Source organism: Pantoea sp. ICBG 985, assembly GCF_002928365.1.
GTDB classification, from domain to species: Bacteria; Pseudomonadota; Gammaproteobacteria; order Enterobacterales; family Enterobacteriaceae; genus Pantoea; species Pantoea dispersa.
Genome location: NZ_POWM01000001.1, coordinates 375,749 through 396,746, shown reverse-complemented (window position 1 = coordinate 396,746; position 20,998 = coordinate 375,749). Strand labels below are relative to the sequence as shown.

Here is a 20,998-nt window from a genome sequence, read left to right as displayed (position 1 = left end):
CGGTGAGGAGGTTTGCGCTGTGTCGAAACACAGGCCGCCGGCGTCAGGCCTGATGCGACGCGGGCTGGCTGCGCTATCATACGCGCTCGTCTGCGAAATTTCTTAGGGAGATTGTTTCCGAGCGTTAAAAAAGGCGGGCATGACAGACACTGCCAGGCGCAGCGGGATCAGTCAGGTCGCCATGGCTGACGACCTGACCCCTCTCACGGTCAGAACAAGCGTGGTCCGTAACCCCACAGAATCACCGTCAGCGCCAGCAGCACCTCGAACACCAGCACACCAATCGCCAGCGTCGAGCCGGAGAAGCGCAGGCTCTCTTCACGGTCAATGTTGAGGAATACCGGGATGCCGACGTACAGCAGATAGCCGGTGTACATCAGCGCTAACGCACCGGCCAGCACGCATAGCCACACCAGCGGATAGAGCGCCACCAGCCCGCTGATGAACAGCGGCGTTGCCACATAGCCGGCAAACACGGTGCAGCGCTGGATGCTGGGACGCTGCGGATAGTCGCGCGCCATCCAGTGAATGACGCGGCCCATCACCGCCACACCGCCTAAGATGATCAGATAAAACAGAATGCCGAGACCAATACCGGTCAGCATGTTGAGTTGCACGAACTGCCCTTCGCCCAGGTTCCAGCCCAATTGCGTGGTGCCGATAAAGGCGCAGATCACCGGGATCGCCGCCATCAGCAGAACGTGATGGGTGTAGTGGTGCGAAACGCTCTCGTTTTCCTGCTTGATATCACGCATCTCCTGATTGGGATGCGCCAGAAGACCCCAGACATGATTCATACAATCACTCCTCTGATGCGACGGGCTGCCCCAGCGATCAGGCTGTCCAATGCAGGCAGCTTCAGTTCAAGTATAATCGGCGCGGCTGTTTTTGCGGCCAGCGGCACAAAAAAAGCCGCAGCCAGCTAGACTGTTAGCTGTATCGCTTACCCAGGGAGGAGCAATTGCACATCGATATCAATGGATTAATCACCCAGTACGGTTACCTGGCGCTGCTGATTGGCTGCATTGCCGAAGGGGAAACCTTTACCCTGCTGGGCGGCGTCGCGGCGCACGAAGGCCTGCTGCACTTCAGCGGCGTGGTGCTGGCGGCGATGGGCGGCGGCATTATTGGCGATCAGCTGCTGTTCTGGCTTGGCCGCCGCTATGGCACGCGCATTCTGCGGCGCTTCCGCAAACATCAGGACACGATTAAAAAAGCTAACCGGCTGATTCAGAAGCACCCCAGCCTGTTTGTGATTGGCGTGCGCTTCATGTACGGCTTTCGCCTGATTGGACCGATTATTATTGGCACCAGCCGTCTTAAGCCGCTGCGCTTTTTCGTGCTTAACGTCATTGGCGCCGCGCTGTGGGCGCTGATTTTTGTCACCCTCGGCTACTTCGCCGGTGAAATCATCACGCCGTGGCTGCACAAGCTTGATCAGCACCTTAAGCACTTCATCTGGCTGGCGGCGGCGATTGTGTTCGGCATCGTGCTGCGCTTTGTGATTCGCCGCTGGAACCGCCGCCGCGCCGGTTAACTGTGGTAACCCTTGAACTGCGGGTTGGCCAGCATGAAGCCGCCGTCGACCACGAATGACTGCCCGGTGGTGTAAGTGGCCCATTCCGAGCACAGCCACGCCACCAGACTGGCGATTTCGCGCGTATCGCCAGGGCGGCCAATCGGGATTTCCGGCATGCGCCGGCTGTGCGCCTCGCTGTTGCTCATGTCGTTCATCGGCGTAGCGATGGCGCCCGGCGCCACGGCATTCACCAGAATGTGATGCGGCAGCAGGCTCAGCGCCATCGATTTGGTCAGCCCGCCAAGCGCATGCTTGGCCGCGGTATAGGCGGCGGCGTCCGGCAGCGGCGTATGCTCATGCACCGAGGTGATGTTGATGATGCGCCCGCCGTCGCCCTGATCCACCATATGCCGCGCGGCAATCTGTCCGCAGACAAAGGCGCCGTCTACGTCAACAGTGAAGACTTTGCGCCAGTCCTCAAAGGTCACATCAAGAAAATCGGCTTTGGTCATCACGCCGGCATTGTTCACCAGCACATCGATGCGGCCCAGCGAATTGATCAGCTGCGCCAGCTGCTGCCCGCCAGCCTGCGGATCGGACAGATCGAGCTGCCGCACCTGGGCCAGCTGGCCTTTACTCTCCACCAGCCGCGCGGTCTCCTGCGCGCCCTCTTCATCCGAGCGCCAGGTAATGCCGACGGTGTAACCGGCCTCGGCCAGCATCACGGCGCAGCTGCGTCCAATCCCCGAATCTGAAGCGGTCACTACGGCGACTTTCTGTTTGCCCAGTGTCATAACGTTCTCCTGCCTGATGGGTGTCTTCACAGTATAGAAGTTATCGTTCTGTGCCACGTCGCAGCCGATTCTGCCGTTTCGTCTATAGTTAACAATTGGATAGCGTTCAGGAGGCAGGATGAGCAAGATTAAACGCAGAATTGACGACCACGGCGTCATCGGTGATTTACGCACCTGTGCCCTGATCGCGAACGACGGCACCATTGATTATCTTTGCTGGCCTGAACTTGACAGCCCCTCCGTGTTTGCCGCCCTGCTCGACAGCGACGAAGCCGGCCTGTTTTCGCTGGCACCGCAGTGGCAAAACGCGCGCCAGCAGCAGCTCTACCTGCCCGATACCAACATTCTGCAAACCCGCTGGCTTGATGAGGCCGGCGTGGCGGAAATTACCGATTACATGCCGATCTGCGATGAGCGCAGCAAAGTGCCGCGCCTGGTGCGGCGGGTAAAAATGATCCGCGGCACCGCCACCTTTGATCTGCGCTGCGCGCCGCGCCACGACTATGCCCGTGCCGAAATGCGCACCGAGACGCGCCCAGGCGGTATCGCCTTTGTCGCCGAAGGCCAGCCGTCGCTGCGCCTGAGCGCCACGGTGGTGATGACGCGCGAACCGGACAGCGCGGTGGCGCAGTTTACCCTGCAGGCCGGTGAGCACGCCGAATTTGTGTTTGGCAACGATGACGATCCGCAGGTGCAGCATATCGCGACCGAGCGCTGCTTTCGCGATACGGTGGATTACTGGCGGCGCTGGAGCAGCCACAGCTCCTATCGCGGTCGCTGGCGTGAGATGGTGACGCGCTCGGCGCTGGCGCTCAAGCTGCTCACCTCGCACCAGCACGGCTCGATTGCGGCTGCCGCCACCTTTGGCCTGCCGGAAGAGCTGGGCGGCGAGCGTAACTGGGATTACCGCGCCTCGTGGATCCGCGATGCCTCGTTCAGCATGTACGCGCTGATGCGGCTCGGCTATGTGGAAGAAGCGCGTGACTTCACCCATTGGGTAGGCCGCTGCGTTGAGCACAGCCACGACGATACGCCGCATTTGCAGGTGATGTACCGTCTCGACAGCGGCACCGAGCTGCACGAGACCGAACTGCTCAACCTCTCCGGTTACGCCAACTCGCGCCCGGTGCGCATCGGCAATGATGCCTGGCGTCAGACGCAGCTGGATATTTATGGCGAGCTGATGGATGCGGTCTACCTTGCCAATAAATACGGCGAAGCCATCTCGCAGCGCGGCTGGCGCCATGTGTCCAGCATGATTGACTACGTCTGCGTTAACTGGAACCAGCCGGACGCCGGTATCTGGGAGATGCGCGGCGAGCCGGAGCACTTTCTGCATTCGCGCCTGATGTGCTGGGTGGCGCTGGACCGCGCACTGCGGCTGGGCATGAAGCGTTCGCTGCCGATGCCATACGATCGCTGGGACCGGGTGCGCAGTGAGATCCGCGACGACATCTGGCAGAACTTCTGGAACGATGAACTCGGCCACTTCACCGCCACGCGCGGCGGTAAATACCTGGATGCGTCGATGCTGCTGATGCCGCTGGTGCGCTTTGTCAGCTCGACCGATCCGGAGTGGATCGCCACGCTGGATGCCATTAAAACCCATCTGGTGAGCGACGGTTTAGTGCGGCGTTATAACATCAGTGAGACGCCCGCCGATGCGCTGACCGGTGGCGAGGGTGCGTTTGCCGCCTGTTCGTTCTGGTATGTGGAGTGTCTGGCGCGCGCCGGGCGGGTGCACGAGGCGCATTTCGAGTTTGAAAAGCTGCTGAGCTACGCCAATCCGCTGGGATTGTACGCCGAGGAGTTTACCTCGCACGGCAACGCGCTGGGCAACATGCCGCAGGCGCTGACCCATCTGGCGTTGATCAGTGCCGCGTTTTTCCTCAACCGTAAACTGAGCGGCGAAGTGACTCTGTGGCAACCGTAAGAAAATTCACATTTTGGGCGGCGTGGCAAAGAGAATAGTCTGTGAAACGCCGCGTTTTGCGTAAAGTATCTTCAACCAGCGAAAATCCTGATTCCCATCATTGCGCCTATGCACATATAATGCGCAGCGGGTTATTCTGACCCTGATGGGTTCGACACACTGACAAGCCATGAAAATGGCCATAACGACTTGTAAAAACATGAAAAAAAGCATTCGCGCGTTCGCTTCACTCGCCCTCGTACTGGCGGCGTTCAGCCAGTCGGCCTTTGCAGTCGTCTATCCGCTGCCTCCAGCGAATAGCCGCCTGATTGGCGAAAATATTGAAATCACCGTGCCAGACGACAGCAAACTGCCGCTGGAAGCGTTTGCGGCGCAGTACCAGATGGGCCTCAGCAACATGCTGGAAGCCAATCCGGGCGTGGACGTTTACCTGCCGAAAGCAGGCACTAAAATGGTGATCCCGCAGCAGCTGATTCTGCCTGACGCACCGCGTGAAGGCATCGTGATCAACAGCGCCGAGATGCGTCTGTATTACTACCCGAAAGGCACCAAAACTGTCGTGGTGCTGCCGATCGGTATCGGCGAGCTGGGTAAAGATACGCCGGTTAACTGGACCACCGCGGTTGAGCGCAAGAAGAATGGTCCAACCTGGACGCCAACCAAAGCGATGCACGCAGAGTACGCGGCGCGCGGCGAGAGCATCCCGGCCGTGTTCCCGGCAGGTCCGGATAACCCGATGGGCCTGTACGCGCTGTACATTGGCCGTCTGTATGCGATTCACGGCACCAACGCCAACTTTGGTATCGGCCTGCGCGTGAGCCACGGCTGCGTGCGTCTGCGTGCGGACGACATCAAATGGCTGTTCGACAACGTGCCAGTGGGTACGCGCGTCCAGTTCATTGACCAGCCGGTAAAAGCCACCGTTGAGCCAGACGGTTCGCGCTACATCGAGGTTCACAACCCGCTGTCGACCACCGAAGAGCAGTTTAACTCACGTGAACTGGTGCCAATCAGCCTGACGTCCGCCGTGACCAAAGTGGTGGCCGATGCCAGCACTAACCAGGATGCCGTGAACAACGCCATCCAGGCACGTACCGGTATGCCGACCAAAATCAACGGTCAGCCGGGCGAAACCCAGCCTGCGCCGGTGATGGTACAAGAGTCTTCTGACGCGATGCCGAAAGAAGAGCCGATGACGCCGCAGGGTGCCACCGCCGTCGCGCCGCAGGCCGATGTGCAGCAGCCCGCTGAAGCCGCTCCGGTTGAGCAGGCCGCGCCGGCACAGCCTGCCAGCAACGGCAACAGCCTGTAAGGGTTCGCTGTCGATGATCAAGCCAGCCGCAGGGCTGGCTTTTTTATTGCCCGATCGCCGGGATCATTGTGCGGTTGTGTCGCGGCGCAGTTGCGCGCTCAATCGTGTGGTCGGCGTAACGCCAGCCAGCCCGCCACCAGAGTAAACACCAGCACCACCAGCACTAACAGCAGAAAGCCGTGCGGATTGTTCGCCAGCGGAATGCCGCCCACGTTCATGCCAAAAAAACCGGCTACGATATTGATGGGCAGCGCCAGCACGGTGATTGAGGTGAGCAAAAACAGCGTTCGGTTGCTCTGCTCCATCAGGCGGGCAGCGATCTCCTCCTGCAGCAGGCGAATGCGCTCCATCAGGCTGGCAAGATCGTTAAGCGCCACGCTGAACTCCTCGGTGAAAATCCGCAGCTCACTGAGCGGTTCCCGGTTGAGCCAGTTTGGCGGCCGGTTAAGCAGGCGAAACAGCGCGGCCGGCTCCGGCGCCAGCAGCCGCTGGACGCGCAGCAGCATGCGGCGCAGATGGCCCAGCTCGCTGCGGTTGGCTTTGATCGCCGCGCTCAGCAGCCGCTCTTCTATCGCATCCACCGCCTGGCTGGAGCGCCGCACCACCTGCTCCAGCTGCGCTTCCTGTTCGCCGAGCAGCCACAGCAGCATCGCATCCGGCGCGCTGAAGCACAGCCGATCAATCTGCTGATGCATACGTTCAATCATGCCAACCGGGCGATAGCGCGCGCTGACCATCACCTGCGGCCGGCACCAGATCCACAGCGTCGCATTTTGCGTGCTGCGTTCCTCCTTACTGAAGGTGACGTCATTCAGCACCGCCAGCAGCGCATCGTTTTGCTGTGCCAGCCGGGTGCGCGGCGAGGCTGAATGAATCTCATCGAAAAAATCGTCATCTACGCTGAAATGGTCCTGAACCCAGCGCTCGGCGCGGGCATGATTCAGGTTAATGTGCAGCCAGAGAAAGCAGCCGTCGGGTAGGGTGTGCCGCGCCAGCTTCGCGGCCTCGCGGGCGTTGAGCCGCTGTGGCGGAGCATCCGGGTTGAACAGGTAACCGTGAATCAGTCCGGCGACTTCGTTGTTGAAGTCGGGCAGCGAGGCAAGCGGCAGGACAGGCTGGAGCATAGCGGCGTGAAGATCCCAGAGCGGTCAGATCCACAGCCTGCGACAGGTCTGTTACAGCATGATGACAGCCCGCGCTGGCATCATCATTCTGTCATACAAAACCCGTATCACACTGCAGTTAACGGGTGCCATTCGTGCATCGTTAATTCACCCCGGGGGGTGTGTTATGGCTGAAAACAGTTTACCTGCATCATCGTCCGCCCGCGGACGGCCCAATCTGCACCCGCGCAGCGGTCGCGCCTCGCGCGTGCTCTTTCTGCTGCTGCTGGTGGCCGGGCTGGTGTTCACCGGTATCAATCTGTTCAACGACGTGGAAGAGACCGGCGCGGTCGTCACCAGCTATACGCCGTTTCTGCTGCTTGGCGTGGCGCTGCTGATTGCGCTCGGCTTCGAGTTTGTTAACGGCTTTCACGATACCGCCAACGCCGTCGCCACGGTGATCTACACTCACTCGCTGTCGCCGGGCGTGGCGGTGGTGTGGTCCGGCTTGTGTAATTTCCTTGGTGTACTGCTCTCCAGCGGCGTGGTGGCGTTTGGCATTATTTCGCTGCTGCCGGTGGAGCTGATTCTGCAGGCGGGCAGCGGTCACGGCTTTGCTATGGTGTACGCGCTGCTGTGCTCGGCGATTGTCTGGAACCTCGGCACCTGGTATTTCGGCCTGCCCTCTTCCTCTTCGCACACGCTGATCGGCTCGATTATCGGCGTAGGCGTGGCGAATGCGCTGCTGCACGGCCGCAGCGGCACCAGCGGCGTCGACTGGGATCAGGCGGTTAAAGTCGGTTACGCCCTGCTGCTGTCGCCGGTGATTGGCTTCATCTGCGCCGCCGTGCTGCTGCTGGCCATGAAGGCATTGGTGCGCAATCGCCAGCTGTATCAGGCGCCGGAAGGCAATCAGCCGCCGCCAGCGTGGATTCGTGGCCTGCTGATCCTCACCTGTACCGGCGTCTCGTTTGCCCACGGCTCGAACGACGGTCAGAAAGGCATGGGACTGATTATGCTGATCCTGGTTGGCACCATGCCGATCGCCTATGCGCTCAACCGCTCGCTGCCACCGGAGCAAATTCCGCGCGTGGCGGCGTTAACCCAGGTCACCGAACAGCAGTTGCTGACGCTGCAGCCACCGCCCGCCGCAATGCCGGCAGCGCGTGAGGTGCTGACGGAATATGTACGCACCAGCCAGAACCGGCCGCAGGTGCTGCCGGCGCTCGGCATGATGCTCGGCGATATCGGCGAACAGATTCGCCAGTACGGTTCGGTAGAAAATATTCCGGCGCAGGCAGTCACCAACACGCGCAACGATATGTATCTCGCTTCGGAAACCATCAAGCATCTGCAATCGGCCAACATCGCGCTGCCGGAAGAGACGGCGCGCAACCTGACGGCGGTGAAGCACGAGCTGGACGCGGCTACGCGCTTTATCCCGATGTGGGTCAAAGTGGTGGTGGCGATTGCGCTGGGTCTCGGCACCATGGTCGGCTGGCGCCGGATTGTGGTTACGGTGGGTGAGCGCATCGGCAAAACCCATCTCACCTATGCGCAGGGTGCCAGTGCGGAGCTGGTGGCGATGGCTACTATCGGTGCGGCCGATGCCTTTGGTTTACCGGTGTCGACCACCCATGTGCTGTCGTCCGGCGTGGCCGGTACCATGGCGGCCAACCGATCCGGCCTGCAGCTCGCCACCCTGCGTAATCTGGCGCTGGCGTGGGTGCTGACGCTGCCGGTATCGGTGCTGCTGTCAGGGCTGCTGTATGCGCTGTTTATTCATCTGGCCTGATAGGCTCTGAAGACTGCTGGTGCAGGCGCAGCGTAATCAGGAACGCGCCCAGCACCATCAGTGCTGCCGCCAGATACACCGACTGCATGCCCCAGTGGCCGATTAACAACCCCGCCACTGGTCCGGTCAACCCCAGCCCCAAATCGAGAAACGCCGAATAGGTACCGAGCGCCGATCCCTGATCCTGCTGCTGTACCCGCTTCACCGCTTCCACGCCCAGCGCCGGGAACACCAGCGAGAAACCGCCGCCGGTGAGGAAGGCGCCAATATCCACCAGCCAGCTGCTGTCCGCCTGCCAGATCAGCAGCAGACCAGCGCCCTCCAGCACGAAGGAGATCAGCGAGACCTGCAGCCCGCCGAAGCGCGTGATATAGCGCCCGCACGCCAGCCGCACCAGGACGAAACCGAGGCTGAACAGCGTCAGGGCGAAGGCCGCGCCGCTCCAGTCGCGACTGGCGAAATAGAGAGTAATGAAGGTGGAGATCACGCCAAAGCCGATGGTGCCAAATCCCAGCGCCAGGCCAAACAGCCAGACGCGGCTGACCACGCGATGAAATGGAATGCGCACGCCGGCGCTGACGCTGACCGCCGGTTTGCCGGAGGCCATCCAGAAGCCGATCGCCCCCATCAGCGCCACCAGACCAGCAAAGCCGCTGATGCCAAAAATCTGATTCAGCAGCACGCCCAGCGGCGCACCAATCGCCATGGCAAAGTAAGTCGCCACGCCGTTCCACGAAATGACCCGCGCGGTTTGCCGCGGGCCGACAATGTTCATGCCCCACAGCGTCGAGCCGGTACTGCTAAAACTTTCCCCGACGCCGAGAAACAGCCGCCCCAGCGCCAGCAGCGTCAGGCTCAGCAGCGGCGCACCGCTGCACAGCGCGGCAATGATCGACAGCACGCCGCTCATGCCGCAGCACACCAGCCCCATCATCACCACGCGTTTCGGGCCGTAGCGATCGGCCAGCCGGCCAGAGTGCGGGCGACTGAGCAGCGTGGCGAAATATTGCAGACTGATGATCAGCCCGGCGATAAACGAGCTGAAGCCCAGCTGGTTATGCACAAACCCCGGCAGCACCGCCAGCGGCAACCCGACGGACAGGTAGCAAAAGAAGGTGAAAACGATGACGGAGAGGATGCGTTTATTTAACTGAGCATTACTCAGTACAGCGGCGTCAGACATGGAAGATGGCGTCAGAAACGTGGTGAAAGCGAAGGTTCACTATACCGGTTAGCAGACTAAGGATCGCGGCTTTTTTTGTTATAAAACATGGCGGCAGCGCACACTTTCACCGGGTGATCGCTGGCTTGCCCGTTAACGCGGCGGACCTGACAGTTCAGGTACCACCGCTCAGGTTCAGATGCAGGACACCTGGGCCATGCGTGCGGCATGGCGTTCGATGGCGCTGGCGATCTCGGCGGAGACACGCAGCGTGCGGATCTCGCTGAACAGGCCGTCGGCCTCTTGGTAGGCTTTGCGCAGATAGCCCAGCCACTGCTTGATGCGCGCAACGTGGTAGTTGCCGGTATCACCCTGCTTTTCCAGCTGGGTGTAGCGCAGCAACAGCTCAACCACCTGCGACCACGGCATCGGGGCTTCGTTGTATTTCACCACGCGCCCCAGGTTAGGCACATTGAGCGCGCCGCGCCCGAGCATGACCGCGTCGCAGCCGGTAATGCGCAGGCAATCCTGCGCATCCTGCCAGTTCCAGATTTCGCCGTTGGCGATCACCGGAATTGTCAGACGCTGGCGAATCTCACCAATCGCCTGCCAGTTGATGCTCTCTGCGCGATAGCCGTCCTCTTTGGTCCGGCCATGCACCACCAGCTCGCTGGCACCGGCCTGCTGCACCGCATCGGCGATCTCGAAACGCCGCGCGCCCGAGTCCCAGCCGAGCCGCACTTTTACCGTGACCGGCAGATGAGCGGGCACCGCCTCGCGCATCGCTCTGGCACCGCGATAGATCAGCTCCGGATCTTTCAGCAGCGTCGCACCGCCGCCGCTGCCGTTCACCAGCTTCGACGGGCAGCCGCAGTTGAGGTCAACGCCCCACGAGCCCAGCTCCACCGCACGTGCGGCGTTTTCTGCCAGCCATTCAGGATACTGGCCCAGCAGCTGCATGCGCACGCGCGTGCCGGAGGGCGTCCGGCTGTGATGGTGCAGTTCCGGACACAAACGGTAGAAGGATTTTACCGGCAGCAGCTGATCGACCACGCGTAAAAACTCAGTGACGCACAGGTCATAGTCATTCACACCGGAGAGCAGTTCACGTACCAGCGAATCCAGTACGCCTTCCATGGGCGCCAGTAAAACCCGCATACCGTTACGCGTTCCCGTTGCTCTTCGCTGCCGGACGACGTGAGCGCGCCGGTTTACCCGCGTTGCCTGCCGCCGGGCCGTTGTTGCCCGAACGACGCGGTGCACGCGCCTCGCCCTGTGGCCGCGCGCCGCCGTTACCGGCGCTGGCACGCTGACCATTGCCGCCGCTGCGGCTGCGCGGTGCGTCAGCACCCTGCCCCGGCGCGCGGCCCTGGCCACGTCCGCGTGGCTGCTGCTGGCGGCCATTCTGAATCGGCTCCGCCTTGATGCTCGGATCCGGCTCAAAGCCCGGCAGCGCAATGCGCGGAATTTCCCGCTTCAGCAGGCGCTCGATATCACGCAGCAGCTTGTGCTCGTCCACGCACACCAGCGACAGCGCAGCACCGGTGGCCGCGGCACGACCGGTGCGGCCGATGCGGTGCACGTAATCTTCCGCCACGTTCGGCAGCTCGTAGTTGACCACGTGCGGCAGCTCTTCGATATCCAGACCGCGCGCGGCAATATCCGTCGCCACCAGCACGCGAATGCCGCCGGTTTTGAAGTCGGCCAGCGCACGGGTACGTGCGCCCTGGCTCTTGTTGCCGTGGATCGCGGCGGCCGTGATGCCATCTTTATTGAGCTGCTCAGCGAGGTGGTTAGCACCGTGCTTGGTGCGGGTGAACACCAGCACCTGCTGCCAGTTGTCGCGACCAATCATCAGCGACAGCAGTTCCCGTTTGCGCTTCTTATCGACAAAATGCACCTGCTGCGACACCTGCTCGGAAGCGGTGTTGCGGCGTGCCACTTCTACCTGTTCCGGGTTGGTGAGCAGTTTTTCCGCCAGCGCTTTGATCTCGTCCGAGAAGGTGGCAGAGAACAGCAGGTTCTGCCGTTTGGCCGGCAGTTTTGCCAGCACGCGGCGAATGTCGTGGATGAAGCCCATGTCGAGCATGCGATCCGCTTCGTCCAGCACCAGGATTTCCACCTGCGATAGATCGACCGCGTTCTGGTGCGCCAGATCGAGCAGACGCCCCGGCGTGGCGATCAGTACATCGACACCGCCGCGCAGTTTCATCATCTGCGGATTAATGCTGACGCCGCCGAACACCACCAGCGAACGCATGTTGAGGTACTGGCTGTATTCACGTACGTTTTCGCCAACCTGCGCCGCCAGTTCACGGGTTGGCGTGAGGATCAGCGCACGTACCGGACGGCGACCGCGCGCCGCTGCCGGTTTTTCTGACAGACGCTGCAGCAGAGGCAGCGTGAAACCGGCGGTTTTACCCGTGCCGGTCTGGGCGCTCGCCAGCAGGTCACGACCGGCCAGCACCACGGGAATCGCCTGACGCTGGATTGGCGTCGGTTCACGGTAGCCCTGTTCTGCTACCGCACGCAAAATATCGGCATTCAAGCCGAGAGAGTCAAAAGACATGCAGGTGTATTACTCCGAACCGCCCTGATCGCGCTGCGCGATGTAGTTTTCAGGGGGGATATGACGCAGCCTCAAGGCCTGCGTGTGAAAAGGGCACAAACTACCATGCGTAAGAGCGGCAGTGTAGCAGCTTTCCGCAAGAACCGCGACCAGCAAAACGTGAGGGTGATGGGCCGCTGCGCGGTAGCGCGTAAAAAAGGAGCCGCAGTGGGCTCCTCTTTTCTTGCTGGCACATCCGCTTAGCTGCGTTTTTTCTGCACGCGCTGCGGTGGCTCTTTGGCCAGCAGCGACACCAGCGCCGGGCCCACCAGCATCACCACGCCCAGACAACCAATCAGCAGATTGTTGTGGATGAAGCGTGAAATCAGGAACAGCGTCAGCATCGCCGCGCCGAAGTAGTATGTCGTCGTCACTTCTTCCAGAGAGTCACCAAAGCGGCGCAAACGGGCACTACGCTGCAGGGCCAGCATGGTGATGAACACCAGCGCATAAGCTGCCACCAGGGTACTGCTCACTTCGACCAGTGCCTTATGTTTCCAGCCCCACACCAGCGCCGCGATCACCAGCAGGTGGGTCGCAATATGCAGGCAGGTTTGACCGGTAACAATCTGAACACGATTAGACCATTTCATTCTCTTCTCCTGGCAGACCCAACAGGTCGCCCAAGTGTATCTGACCGCAGCCAGACGGATTTCCTCAATGTAAAGCAAATTTCGGATAACACCCTAATTTTCTGTCTCCAGCACCACCCATTTGTGACAAAGACTACACTTTGTTCTGTTGATGATGAAAAGGAGCGCGTCGCAGTATGCCACAAAACACGCAAGGATCTTCATTTAAAGTCCTGACGATCAATACCCATAAGGGGTTCACCAGCTTTAACCGTCGCTTTATCCTGCCGGAACTGCGCGACGCAGTGCGCGCGACCTCGGCGGATATCGTCTTTTTACAGGAGGTGATGGGCACGCACGCCATCCACTCCGCACACATTGAAAACTGGCCGGAAAATTCGCACTACGAATACCTTGCCGACACCATGTGGCACGACTTCGCTTACGGCCGCAACGCGGTCTATCCCGAGGGCCATCATGGCAACGCGATACTGTCACGCTTTCCGATCACCGAATACCAAAACCGCGATATTTCTGTCGCCGGCAGTGAGAAACGCGGCATGTTGCACTGCCAGATCAGCCTGCCGGATCGGCCGGAACCGATTCACACGTTGTGCGTGCACCTCGGCCTGAAAGAGAAGCACCGTCTGGCGCAGATGCGCATGATGTGTGAACTGATTGAGTCGCTGCCACCGGATGCGCCCCTGGTGGTGGCCGGCGATTTTAATGACTGGCAGGTACGCGCTAATCGATTTTTACAGCGCGGAGCCGGTCTGCAGGAGGTGTTTAGCATGAAAAACGGTCGCCCGGCGCGCACCTTCCCGGCGCGCTTTCCGCTGCTGCGTCTCGATCGCATCTATATCCGTAATGCGTCGGTGAGCCAGCCGTGGGCGCTGCCGGTGAAACCCTGGTCACATCTGTCCGATCATGCCCCGCTGGCCGTGGAGATCTTTCTATGAATTTCAGCTGGCGCGAAGGTAACCAGCTGCGGCTGCTGGAGAATGGCGATCAATTCTTTCCACGCGTCTCCGGCGCGATTCAGCGCGCCCAGCGTACGCTGCTGCTGGAGACGTTTATCCTGTTTGAAGATGAGGTCGGTAAGGCGCTGCACCGCGATCTGCTGGCCGCCGCGCAGCGCGGTGTTAAGGTGGAAGTGATGGTGGATGGCTACGGCTCGCCGGATCTTTCCAGCCAGTACATTAACAGCCTGACCGAAGCAGGCGTGCGCTTTATCTATTACGATCCGCGCCCGCTGGTGATGGGCATGCGCACCAACGTGTTCCGCCGTCTGCATCGCAAAATTGTGGTAATTGATGAGGAGATTGCGTTTGTTGGCGGTATCAATTTCTCCGCCGAGCACAACACCGATTACGGGCCGGAAGCCAAGCAGGATTACGCCGTGGAGGTGACAGGACCGGTGGTGCTGGATATCGCGCGCTATGTACAGCAGGCGATCGGCAGCGAACAGGTAACGCGCCGCTGGTGGGGCGCGCGCTCCCAGCGCCTGGCGGTGAACGCCCTGCCCGGTGATGCGCAGGTGCTGTTTGTCTACCGCGATAACGATGAGCACCGCGACGACATCGAACAGCACTATCTCGATATGCTGCGCAAGGCGAAGCAGGATGTGATTATCGCCAACGCCTACTTCTTCCCCGGCTATCGCCTGCTGCGGGAAATGCGCAGTGCGGCTCAGCGCGGTGTGCGCGTGCGGCTGATTGTGCAGGGTGAACCGGACATGCCGATTGTCAAAGTCGGCGCCGAGCTGCTGTACAACTATCTGGTGGATGCTGGCGTTGAAGTGTACGAATACTGCCGCCGCCCGCTGCATGGCAAAGTGGCGGTGCAGGATCAGCAGTGGTCAACGGTCGGTTCCAGCAACCTCGACCCGCTCAGCCTGTCGCTGAATCTCGAAGCCAACCTGATCATCCACGACCACGCCTTCAACCAGACGCTGCGCGATAACCTTGAGCAGCTGCTGGCTGCGGACTGCGTGCGCGTCGATGAAGACAAGCTGCCGCCGCGCACCTGGTGGCAGCTGACCAAAAGCGTCGTCGTGTTCCATTTCCTGCGCCATTTCCCGGCCATCGCCGGCTGGCTGCCTGCCCATACGCCCCACTTGTCTCAGGTCGATCCGCCGGTGCAGCCGGAAATGGAAACCCAGGACCGGGTTGAAGCCGATAACGAAGGAGCGAAACCCTGATGAGCAAAAAGAACCCGCGCTGGCAGTTAGCGAAAAAAATCCTTACCTGGCTGTTCTTCATTGCGGTGATCGTGCTGCTGGTGGTTTACGCACGCAAGGTGAACTGGGAGGACGTGTATAAGGTCATCGTCGGCTATAACCGCTACGTGGTGCTGAGCGCCGCCGCGTTAGTGGTGGTGAGCTACCTCACCTACGGTCTGTACGATTTGATTGGCCGCGCCTACTGCGGGCATAAGCTGGCGAAACGTCAGGTGATGCTGGTGTCATTCATCTGTTACGCCTTTAACCTGACGCTGAGCACCTGGGTGGGCGGTGTGGCGATGCGCTATCGCCTCTATTCGCGCCTCGGCCTGCCCGGCGGCACCATCACGCGCATCTTTTCACTGAGTATTGCCACTAACTGGCTCGGCTACATTTTGCTTGGCGGCGTAGTATTTGTCTCCGGCATGGTGCCGATTCCGCCCGGCTGGTTCATCGGCGAAGGCACGCTACGGGTGATTGGTGCGGTCCTGCTGGCGATGGTGGCGGTTTATCTGTGGGCCTGTGCTTTCGCGAAGAAGCGCCGCTGGACGGTGAAGGGCCAGCATCTGCAGCTGCCCTCACTGCGCATGGCGCTGTTTCAGTTTGCCGTTTCCTGCGCCAACTGGATGGTGATGGGCACCATTATCTGGCTGCTGCTGGCGCGTGAAGTGGATTATCCCATCGTGCTGGGCGTGCTGTTAATCAGCAGTATTGCCGGGGTGATTATTCATATTCCGGCGGGCATTGGCGTGCTGGAAGCAGTGTTCCTCGCGCTGCTCAGCGGCCAGCATGCTTCGCACGGTGAGATTATCGCCGCGCTGCTGGCTTATCGCGTGCTCTATTTTATTCTGCCGCTGCTGCTGGCACTGGTGCTGTATCTGTGGCTGGAGAGCCGCGCGAAGCATTTACGGCAGAAGAATGAGCGCAAGATGGCGGCGCGATAAAGCGTGCCAGGTGGAGGCTGAATAACGCGTAATACATTACGCCGCTACGGAGAAGGTGAAACAGGCTGATAAGTACAAACCGTTTACCTCGCCGTAGCGGCGCGATTATTTTCACAGCCTTAATGGCTGGTTACTCTTAGCGACGGTTACCGAAAATCCGCAGCAGCATCAGGAACAGGTTGATGAAGTCGAGATACAGCGTCAGCGCGCCCATGATGGAGAAGCGGCGCAGATTCTCTTTATCGTTAACATCAATGCCCTCACCGATGGCTTTCAGCTTCTGCGTGTCATAAGCCGTCAGGCCCACAAACACCACCACGCCGATATAGGTAATCGCCCACATCAGCGCCGGGCTTTTCAGCCAGAAGTTCACCAGCGACGCCAGCAGAATGCCGATCAGCGCCATAAACAGCAGGCTGCCGAAGCGGCTCAGGTCGCGTTTGGTGGTGTAGCCGTAAAAGCTCATGGCACCAAACATACCCGCGGTAACGAAGAAGGTACTGGCGATCGACGAGTAGGTATAAACAAGGAAAATACTCGCCATTGTCAGCCCGGTCAGCGCGGAATAGAGCATAAACAGCCCGGTCGCCACGGCGCCGCTCATGCGCTGCACCATGCCGGAAAGCACGAACACCAGCGCCAGCTGCGCGATAATCAGGCCGAAGAAGGTGATGCGATTGGCAAACACCAGCTCCATGACGGCAGGCGTGCGCGCGGCAAACCACGACACAAACGCCGTCAGCAGTAAGCCGCAGGTCATCCAGCCATACACCTGCGCCATATAGGTTTGCAGCCCGGTCGACGCCTGCTGCACGATTGAACCATTACGTGGATATCGATCCATGATGCACCTCTTTAAAAGTTACTGATAACGTCAGTGTGAAGTGTACACCACGGATCGTCAACGGCGCGTCATACACTGCTGATATCGCCCGTCAACCCGCTGGGCAAACCACGCGGTGGTGAGATTACGGGTAATTTTCGGGCTCTCCAGCTTAATGCCCGGCAGCACTTCGCGCGGCAGACGTTTTCCCGCCATCTTATCGGCGAGGATAAAGGTCTGTTTCCACAGCGTGCTGTCGCTGAAGCTTTCGCTGTCGCCCTTCTCCAGATCGCGGCGAATTTCCCGCGGGCTCATGTCCAGCTGCTTCGCCAGCGTGCGCACCGCCAGTTCGGTGGCGCTCGCCTGTTCGCTGCCGTAGCGGATCAGGTCGCCGTCCAGCGCCAGTTTGATGCCGCTGGCACGCGCCACCGCAGCCTGGAACGCGGCGTTGCGGCTGGCGTACCAGCCGGCGTTGAAGTCAGCAAAGCGATACAGCGGCTGGCTGTAATCCACCGGATAACCCAGCAGGTGCAGCGTGCCGAAGTAGATACCGCCGCGCCGGCTAAACACTTCGCGCCGGATCGAACCGTCAATCGGGTATGGATAGCCCTGCGCATGCGCTTCGGCAAAGGCAATGCTGACCTGCATCGGCCCGCCGGTGTGGATTGGGTTGAGATTACCGAACAGCTTCTGCCCCATCGGCACCATATCGATAAAGTCATCGAAAATGGCGCTCAGCTCTTTCTCGCTGTGCACCTTATCGAGACGTGCCGCGTAGCTCTCGCCGTTGGAGGATTTGATCAGTAACGCGGTGCGCACCAGAAACGCCGGCACGTGCACGCTGGCGGCGCGGCGGTCAATTTCAGCCCAGGCGATTTTTGGCAGACCCGGCACGGTGGCATCGGCGCTGAAGTTAGATTCCTGATCGGTCACGGCGATCACCGCGCAAATATTGCTGGCGCTGGCGTCGATGTGCTGCACGCGCAGCGCGGTATAGATGTCGTCGGCCCAGGCCGATTTTTGCGTCACATGGGCGGGCAGCAATTGCTGAATTTGCGCTTTCACGTCAGCGGGCTGGCGGGCCGGTAGCTGCGGCTCCTTTTTGGTGCTGCATCCGGCCAGCACCAGCGCAGCCAGCAGCGCTGCGCCGCGTAATATCGTGTTGGTGTTCATCCTGCTCCCTGATAAGCCAGCAAAAACCGTACCTTACCGTTTTCGTGGTCTGGCGGCTATCAGCGCGGGCGGATTTTGCGCGCTAGTTCCAGCGTTCAGCGGCCTGATGGTCGCTGTCGCGGGCATCGACCCAGCGATCGCCCTGCGCGGTGGCTTCGCGCTTCCAGAACGGCGCGCGGGTTTTCAGGTAATCCATGATGAATTCACTGGCGGCAAAGGCGCTGCCGCGATGGGCGCTGCTGACGCCAACGAACACGATCTCATCACCGGGGAACAGTTCGCCTACGCGATGAATCACCGTCACCTGCTGCAGCGCCCAGCGCTGACGCGCATCCGCCACAATCTCTGCCAGCGCTTTTTCCGTCATACCCGGATAGTGCTCCAGCGTTAACACGGCCACGCTGTCGCCGAGATTGTGGTTGCGGACTTTGCCGGTGAAGGTGACGACCGCGCCGTCGCTGTCATGCGCCGCCAGCAGCGCATACTCGTCGCCAACGTTAAACGGCGCGCTGCCGACGCGAATTCGGGTTGTCATGCTCAGCCTCCGGTAACCGGCGGGAAGAACGCCACTTCATCACCGGCGCGCAGCGGATGGTTCATCGGCACCAGCGTCTGATTCACCGCCGCCAGCAGCTTGCCGGACTCCAGCGCCAGCGCCCAGCGATCGCTTTTCTGCGCCAGCGCAGCGCGCAGCGTGGCGACGTCAGCATACTCTGCCGCCAGGTCCAGCGCGGCGGTGCCGGTCAGTTCGCGCACCTGGGCAAAAAACAGCACCTTAATCATGGCGCACCGCCTGGAAATCACCGGATTTACCGCCGCTTTTGCTCAGCAGCCGCAGCTGGTCGATGACGATATCTTTCTGCACCGCTTTGCACATGTCGTAGATGGTCAGCGCCGCGACCGACGCGGCGGTCAGCGCTTCCATTTCCACGCCGGTTTTGCCGCTCAGGCGACAGCGCGAGGTAATGCGTACGCGGCTGTGCTCCGGCTCAGCCACCAGCGTCACCTCGACTTTGCTCAGCATCAGCGGATGGCACAGCGGAATCAGTTCCCAGGTACGCTTCGCCGCCTGAATACCGGCAATGCGTGCGGTGGCGAAAACATCGCCTTTGTCATGACTACCGTCGAGGATCATTTGCAGCGTGGCCGGCTGCATCAGCACCAGCGCTTCCGCCTGCGCTTCTCGCACGGTGTCAGTTTTGCCGGAGACGTCCACCATGTGGGCTTCGCCGGCCGCGTTGATATGGGTTAACGAGGACATGCTTATAACTTCTTCAAATGTGAGACAAAATTACACGGACGCGTACGCGCATCCAGCTGGGCTTCAATGATCCGCTCCCATGCACTGCGGCAGGCACCGGTTGAGCCCGGCACGGCAAACAGCAGCGTCTGGTTGGCCAGACCGGCCACCGCGCGTGATTGCAGCGTCGCGCTACCGATCTCCTCGTAAGAGATCATGCGAAACAGTTCGCCAAAGCCGTCAATTTCGCGATCCAGCAGCGGCAGCAGCGCTTCCGGCGTACTGTTTTTACTGTTAAAGCCGGTACCGCCGTTAATCAGCACCACCTGCACATCTTCACTGGCGATCCAGCGCGACACCGTGGCGCGGATGCGATAACGGTTGTCCGGGACGATGGCGTGATCAACCACCTGATGCCCGGCTTCGGTCAGCGCCTCACGCAGATAGTCGCCGGAGCTGTCACTGCTGGCGTCGCGGCTGTCAGAGACGGTCATCACCGCCACATTTAAGGCGACAAAATCGCCGGAAGGTTTACCCATGGCCGTAACTCCTGTGTTTAGCCACCAATGAAGGAGAGGTTCTGCGTGATGCCGGTATTGCCCTGATGCAGGAAATGCGTCTGCTTCTTCTGCCCGAGGCTGTGAGCGATGCGCGCCTGTAGCTCGGCCTGCTGATCGTCGGAGGCCAGCAGATCGCGCAGCGGCACGCCGCCGTCGCCAAACAGGCACAGATGCAGGTTACCGATCGCCGATACGCGCAGACGATTACAGCTGGCGCAGAAATCTTTTTCATACGGCATGATCAGGCCAACTTCACCCTGATAATCCGGATGGCGGAACACCTGGGCCGGACCATCGCTGCGGCCGCGCGGCTGGCGCTGCCAGCCCTGCATGATCAGCTGATCGCGGATCACCTCGCCGGACACATGATGACGGCGGAACAGATCGCCGCCCTCGCCGGTTTCCATCAGCTCGATAAAGCGCAGCTGAATCGGCCGGGTGCGGATCCACGCCAGAAAGGTCTCCAGGCTGTGGCTGTTGACGTCGCGCATCAGCACGCTGTTGACTTTGACGGTGCTGAAACCGGCATCAAAGGCCGCATCAATCCCCGCCATGACTTCATGAAACTTGTTCTGCCCGGTAATGGCGTGAAACTGCCGTGCGTCGAGGCTGTCGACGCTGACATTGATATGGGTGAGGCCTGCCGCACGCCAGGCGCCGACGTCGCGCGCCATGCGGTAGCCATTGGTGGTCATGGCGATCTGGCGGATTGCCGCGTTGTCGCGCACGGCGGCAATGATATCGGTGAAGTCGCGCCGCATCGAGGGTTCGCCGCCGGTCAGGCGCACTTTTTCAGTGCCCGCTGCCGCAAAGGCACGCGTCACGCGACGAATCTCATCCAGCGAGAGAAAACTTTTGTTGTGCACGCCGTTTGGCCGGTAGCCGTCGGGCAGGCAGTAGGTACAACGGAAGTTACACACATCCGTGACCGACAGGCGCAGATAATAAAAGCTGCGCGCATAGGCATCTGTAAATTGTGGCACCTGAACACCTTTCCAAAGTACGGGAGATGCAGTCATTTCTTTCTGCACCCTGGCAGCTCGCGGCTGCGGCCAGGCATCCATATCACACGACTTAGGAACGCAAGGCTTGGGAGTCTGTTGTCATTGTGGACAACACGGTTAAAGCAAATGGTAGCGCGATTTGACGCTCGCATCCATCGGCATTTATCGCTATATATATTGATACATAACGTTATTTCACCGCATTTTCGCGACAGGATACGGTAAAATGCGCGAC

The 20,998-nt window shown here is 60.4% G+C and carries 21 protein-coding genes and 1 riboswitch; of the genes, 7 read left to right on the top strand and 14 right to left on the bottom strand.

The features are described from left to right. Positions 1 to 209 precede the first annotated feature (209 nt). Positions 210 to 797: a Yip1 family protein gene (locus tag C1Y42_RS02015; protein WP_021508475.1), complete on the bottom strand. Its 588-nt coding sequence runs from the start codon at positions 795 to 797 to the stop codon at positions 210 to 212. A gap of 164 nt (positions 798 to 961) precedes the next feature. Here C1Y42_RS02015 and C1Y42_RS02010 point away from each other — a divergent pair, with 164 nt between their 5' ends. Continuing rightward, positions 962 to 1,537, top strand: coding sequence for a DedA family protein (locus C1Y42_RS02010; protein WP_021508476.1), 576 nt, complete (start codon positions 962 to 964; stop codon positions 1,535 to 1,537). Here C1Y42_RS02010 and C1Y42_RS02005 read toward each other — a convergent pair. Continuing rightward, the gene (locus C1Y42_RS02005) at positions 1,534 to 2,313 is read right to left on the bottom strand and encodes an SDR family oxidoreductase (RefSeq protein WP_058757839.1); all 780 of its coding nucleotides are present in this window, start codon (positions 2,311 to 2,313) and stop codon (positions 1,534 to 1,536) included. The two genes, C1Y42_RS02010 and C1Y42_RS02005, sit on opposite strands and share 4 nt — an antisense overlap. A gap of 118 nt (positions 2,314 to 2,431) precedes the next feature. Between C1Y42_RS02005 and C1Y42_RS02000 the strand changes: the two genes are divergently transcribed. Further along, positions 2,432 to 4,246: a glycoside hydrolase family 15 protein gene (locus tag C1Y42_RS02000; protein WP_104092721.1), complete on the top strand. Its 1,815-nt coding sequence runs from the start codon at positions 2,432 to 2,434 to the stop codon at positions 4,244 to 4,246. A gap of 199 nt (positions 4,247 to 4,445) precedes the next feature. Then, a complete protein-coding gene (locus C1Y42_RS01995; protein ID WP_104092720.1) occupies positions 4,446 to 5,558 on the top strand; it encodes a L,D-transpeptidase family protein in 1,113 nt (370 codons plus the stop codon). Positions 5,559 to 5,656: 98 nt separating this feature from the next. On the opposite strand, the gene C1Y42_RS01990 is transcribed toward C1Y42_RS01995, so the two are convergent. After that, on the bottom strand, positions 5,657 to 6,682 hold the full coding sequence (locus tag C1Y42_RS01990; RefSeq protein WP_104092719.1) for a transporter: 1,026 nt from the start codon (positions 6,680 to 6,682) through the stop codon (positions 5,657 to 5,659). 166 nt (positions 6,683 to 6,848) lie between these two features. Here C1Y42_RS01990 and C1Y42_RS01985 point away from each other — a divergent pair, with 166 nt between their 5' ends. Continuing rightward, on the top strand, positions 6,849 to 8,456 hold the full coding sequence (locus tag C1Y42_RS01985; protein WP_104092718.1) for an inorganic phosphate transporter: 1,608 nt from the start codon (positions 6,849 to 6,851) through the stop codon (positions 8,454 to 8,456). Here the strand turns inward: C1Y42_RS01985 and C1Y42_RS01980 are convergent. The 4 genes from C1Y42_RS01980 to C1Y42_RS01965 all read right to left on the bottom strand — a co-directional run bounded on the left by C1Y42_RS01980 (position 8,440) and on the right by C1Y42_RS01965 (position 12,819). Then, positions 8,440 to 9,639, bottom strand: coding sequence for an MFS transporter (locus C1Y42_RS01980; RefSeq protein WP_021508482.1), 1,200 nt, complete (start codon positions 9,637 to 9,639; stop codon positions 8,440 to 8,442). The two genes, C1Y42_RS01985 and C1Y42_RS01980, sit on opposite strands and share 17 nt — an antisense overlap. A 174-nt stretch (positions 9,640 to 9,813) precedes the next feature. Continuing rightward, positions 9,814 to 10,776 carry a tRNA dihydrouridine(16) synthase DusC gene (dusC, locus tag C1Y42_RS01975; RefSeq protein ID WP_058775305.1) on the bottom strand — a complete coding sequence of 321 codons (963 nt, stop codon included), beginning with the start codon at positions 10,774 to 10,776 and terminating at the stop codon, positions 9,814 to 9,816. A 4-nt stretch (positions 10,777 to 10,780) separates the two neighbouring features. Then, on the bottom strand, positions 10,781 to 12,187 hold the full coding sequence (gene rhlE, locus C1Y42_RS01970) for an ATP-dependent RNA helicase RhlE (protein WP_058757842.1): 1,407 nt from the start codon (positions 12,185 to 12,187) through the stop codon (positions 10,781 to 10,783). A 239-nt stretch (positions 12,188 to 12,426) separates the two neighbouring features. Further along, on the bottom strand, positions 12,427 to 12,819 hold the full coding sequence (locus tag C1Y42_RS01965) for a YbhQ family protein (RefSeq protein WP_021508485.1): 393 nt from the start codon (positions 12,817 to 12,819) through the stop codon (positions 12,427 to 12,429). 176 nt (positions 12,820 to 12,995) lie between these two features. Between C1Y42_RS01965 and C1Y42_RS01960 the strand changes: the two genes are divergently transcribed. The 3 genes from C1Y42_RS01960 to C1Y42_RS01950 are packed head-to-tail and all read left to right on the top strand — an operon-like array spanning position 12,996 to position 15,963. Beyond that, positions 12,996 to 13,757, top strand: a complete 762-nt coding sequence (locus C1Y42_RS01960) for an endonuclease/exonuclease/phosphatase family protein (RefSeq protein ID WP_021508486.1) — start codon at positions 12,996 to 12,998, stop codon at positions 13,755 to 13,757. Beyond that, positions 13,754 to 14,998: a cardiolipin synthase ClsB gene (gene clsB, locus C1Y42_RS01955; RefSeq protein WP_104092717.1), complete on the top strand. Its 1,245-nt coding sequence runs from the start codon at positions 13,754 to 13,756 to the stop codon at positions 14,996 to 14,998. The genes C1Y42_RS01960 and clsB overlap by 4 nt, the downstream gene beginning before the upstream one ends. Then, positions 14,998 to 15,963, top strand: coding sequence for a lysylphosphatidylglycerol synthase domain-containing protein (locus tag C1Y42_RS01950; RefSeq protein ID WP_058757844.1), 966 nt, complete (start codon positions 14,998 to 15,000; stop codon positions 15,961 to 15,963). Before clsB ends, C1Y42_RS01950 begins: the two co-directional genes overlap by 1 nt. A gap of 136 nt (positions 15,964 to 16,099) precedes the next feature. Here the strand turns inward: C1Y42_RS01950 and C1Y42_RS01945 are convergent, their stop codons facing one another. The 7 genes from C1Y42_RS01945 to moaA all read right to left on the bottom strand — a co-directional run bounded on the left by C1Y42_RS01945 (position 16,100) and on the right by moaA (position 20,742). Beyond that, on the bottom strand, positions 16,100 to 16,807 hold the full coding sequence (locus C1Y42_RS01945; protein ID WP_021508489.1) for a Bax inhibitor-1/YccA family protein: 708 nt from the start codon (positions 16,805 to 16,807) through the stop codon (positions 16,100 to 16,102). A gap of 57 nt (positions 16,808 to 16,864) precedes the next feature. Continuing rightward, positions 16,865 to 17,959 (bottom strand): DUF1615 domain-containing protein, encoded by a 1,095-nt coding sequence (locus tag C1Y42_RS01940; RefSeq protein ID WP_104092716.1) that lies wholly within the window; start codon positions 17,957 to 17,959, stop codon positions 16,865 to 16,867. 82 nt (positions 17,960 to 18,041) lie between these two features. Then, positions 18,042 to 18,494, bottom strand: a complete 453-nt coding sequence (moaE, locus tag C1Y42_RS01935) for a molybdopterin synthase catalytic subunit MoaE (protein WP_104092715.1) — start codon at positions 18,492 to 18,494, stop codon at positions 18,042 to 18,044. 2 nt (positions 18,495 to 18,496) lie between these two features. Further along, the gene (gene moaD / locus C1Y42_RS01930) at positions 18,497 to 18,742 is read right to left on the bottom strand and encodes a molybdopterin synthase sulfur carrier subunit (protein ID WP_021508492.1); all 246 of its coding nucleotides are present in this window, start codon (positions 18,740 to 18,742) and stop codon (positions 18,497 to 18,499) included. Next, positions 18,735 to 19,220: a cyclic pyranopterin monophosphate synthase MoaC gene (gene moaC, locus C1Y42_RS01925; protein ID WP_058757847.1), complete on the bottom strand. Its 486-nt coding sequence runs from the start codon at positions 19,218 to 19,220 to the stop codon at positions 18,735 to 18,737. The genes moaD and moaC overlap by 8 nt, the downstream gene beginning before the upstream one ends. 2 nt (positions 19,221 to 19,222) lie before the next feature. After that, positions 19,223 to 19,738, bottom strand: coding sequence for a molybdenum cofactor biosynthesis protein B (gene moaB, locus C1Y42_RS01920; RefSeq protein ID WP_104092714.1), 516 nt, complete (start codon positions 19,736 to 19,738; stop codon positions 19,223 to 19,225). Between the two features lie 17 nt (positions 19,739 to 19,755). Beyond that, positions 19,756 to 20,742 (bottom strand): GTP 3',8-cyclase MoaA, encoded by a 987-nt coding sequence (gene moaA / locus C1Y42_RS01915; protein ID WP_021508495.1) that lies wholly within the window; start codon positions 20,740 to 20,742, stop codon positions 19,756 to 19,758. Next, a riboswitch (molybdenum cofactor riboswitch) is annotated at positions 20,731 to 20,867 on the bottom strand. (Overlaps the previous gene by 12 nt.) Positions 20,868 to 20,998: the final 131 nt, after the last annotated feature.

What these genes read in the sequence shown, in the direction of transcription:
- C1Y42_RS02015 (WP_021508475.1), bottom strand. Translation starts at nt 797, where the DNA reads ATGAATCATGTCTGGGGTCTTCTGGCGCATCCCAATCAGGAGATGCGT.
- C1Y42_RS02005 (WP_058757839.1), bottom strand. Translation starts at nt 2,313, where the DNA reads ATGACACTGGGCAAACAGAAAGTCGCCGTAGTGACCGCTTCAGATTCG.
- C1Y42_RS02000 (WP_104092721.1), top strand. Translation starts at nt 2,432, where the DNA reads ATGAGCAAGATTAAACGCAGAATTGACGACCACGGCGTCATCGGTGAT.
- C1Y42_RS01995 (WP_104092720.1), top strand. Translation starts at nt 4,446, where the DNA reads ATGAAAAAAAGCATTCGCGCGTTCGCTTCACTCGCCCTCGTACTGGCG.
- C1Y42_RS01990 (WP_104092719.1), bottom strand. Translation starts at nt 6,682, where the DNA reads ATGCTCCAGCCTGTCCTGCCGCTTGCCTCGCTGCCCGACTTCAACAAC.
- C1Y42_RS01985 (WP_104092718.1), top strand. Translation starts at nt 6,849, where the DNA reads ATGGCTGAAAACAGTTTACCTGCATCATCGTCCGCCCGCGGACGGCCC.
- C1Y42_RS01980 (WP_021508482.1), bottom strand. Translation starts at nt 9,639, where the DNA reads ATGTCTGACGCCGCTGTACTGAGTAATGCTCAGTTAAATAAACGCATC.
- dusC (WP_058775305.1), bottom strand. Translation starts at nt 10,776, where the DNA reads ATGCGGGTTTTACTGGCGCCCATGGAAGGCGTACTGGATTCGCTGGTA.
- rhlE (WP_058757842.1), bottom strand. Translation starts at nt 12,187, where the DNA reads ATGTCTTTTGACTCTCTCGGCTTGAATGCCGATATTTTGCGTGCGGTA.
- C1Y42_RS01965 (WP_021508485.1), bottom strand. Translation starts at nt 12,819, where the DNA reads ATGAAATGGTCTAATCGTGTTCAGATTGTTACCGGTCAAACCTGCCTG.
- C1Y42_RS01960 (WP_021508486.1), top strand. Translation starts at nt 12,996, where the DNA reads ATGCCACAAAACACGCAAGGATCTTCATTTAAAGTCCTGACGATCAAT.
- clsB (WP_104092717.1), top strand. Translation starts at nt 13,754, where the DNA reads ATGAATTTCAGCTGGCGCGAAGGTAACCAGCTGCGGCTGCTGGAGAAT.
- C1Y42_RS01950 (WP_058757844.1), top strand. Translation starts at nt 14,998, where the DNA reads ATGAGCAAAAAGAACCCGCGCTGGCAGTTAGCGAAAAAAATCCTTACC.
- C1Y42_RS01945 (WP_021508489.1), bottom strand. Translation starts at nt 16,807, where the DNA reads ATGGATCGATATCCACGTAATGGTTCAATCGTGCAGCAGGCGTCGACC.
- C1Y42_RS01940 (WP_104092716.1), bottom strand. Translation starts at nt 17,959, where the DNA reads ATGAACACCAACACGATATTACGCGGCGCAGCGCTGCTGGCTGCGCTG.
- moaE (WP_104092715.1), bottom strand. Translation starts at nt 18,494, where the DNA reads ATGACAACCCGAATTCGCGTCGGCAGCGCGCCGTTTAACGTTGGCGAC.
- moaD (WP_021508492.1), bottom strand. Translation starts at nt 18,742, where the DNA reads ATGATTAAGGTGCTGTTTTTTGCCCAGGTGCGCGAACTGACCGGCACC.
- moaC (WP_058757847.1), bottom strand. Translation starts at nt 19,220, where the DNA reads ATGTCCTCGTTAACCCATATCAACGCGGCCGGCGAAGCCCACATGGTG.
- moaB (WP_104092714.1), bottom strand. Translation starts at nt 19,738, where the DNA reads ATGGGTAAACCTTCCGGCGATTTTGTCGCCTTAAATGTGGCGGTGATG.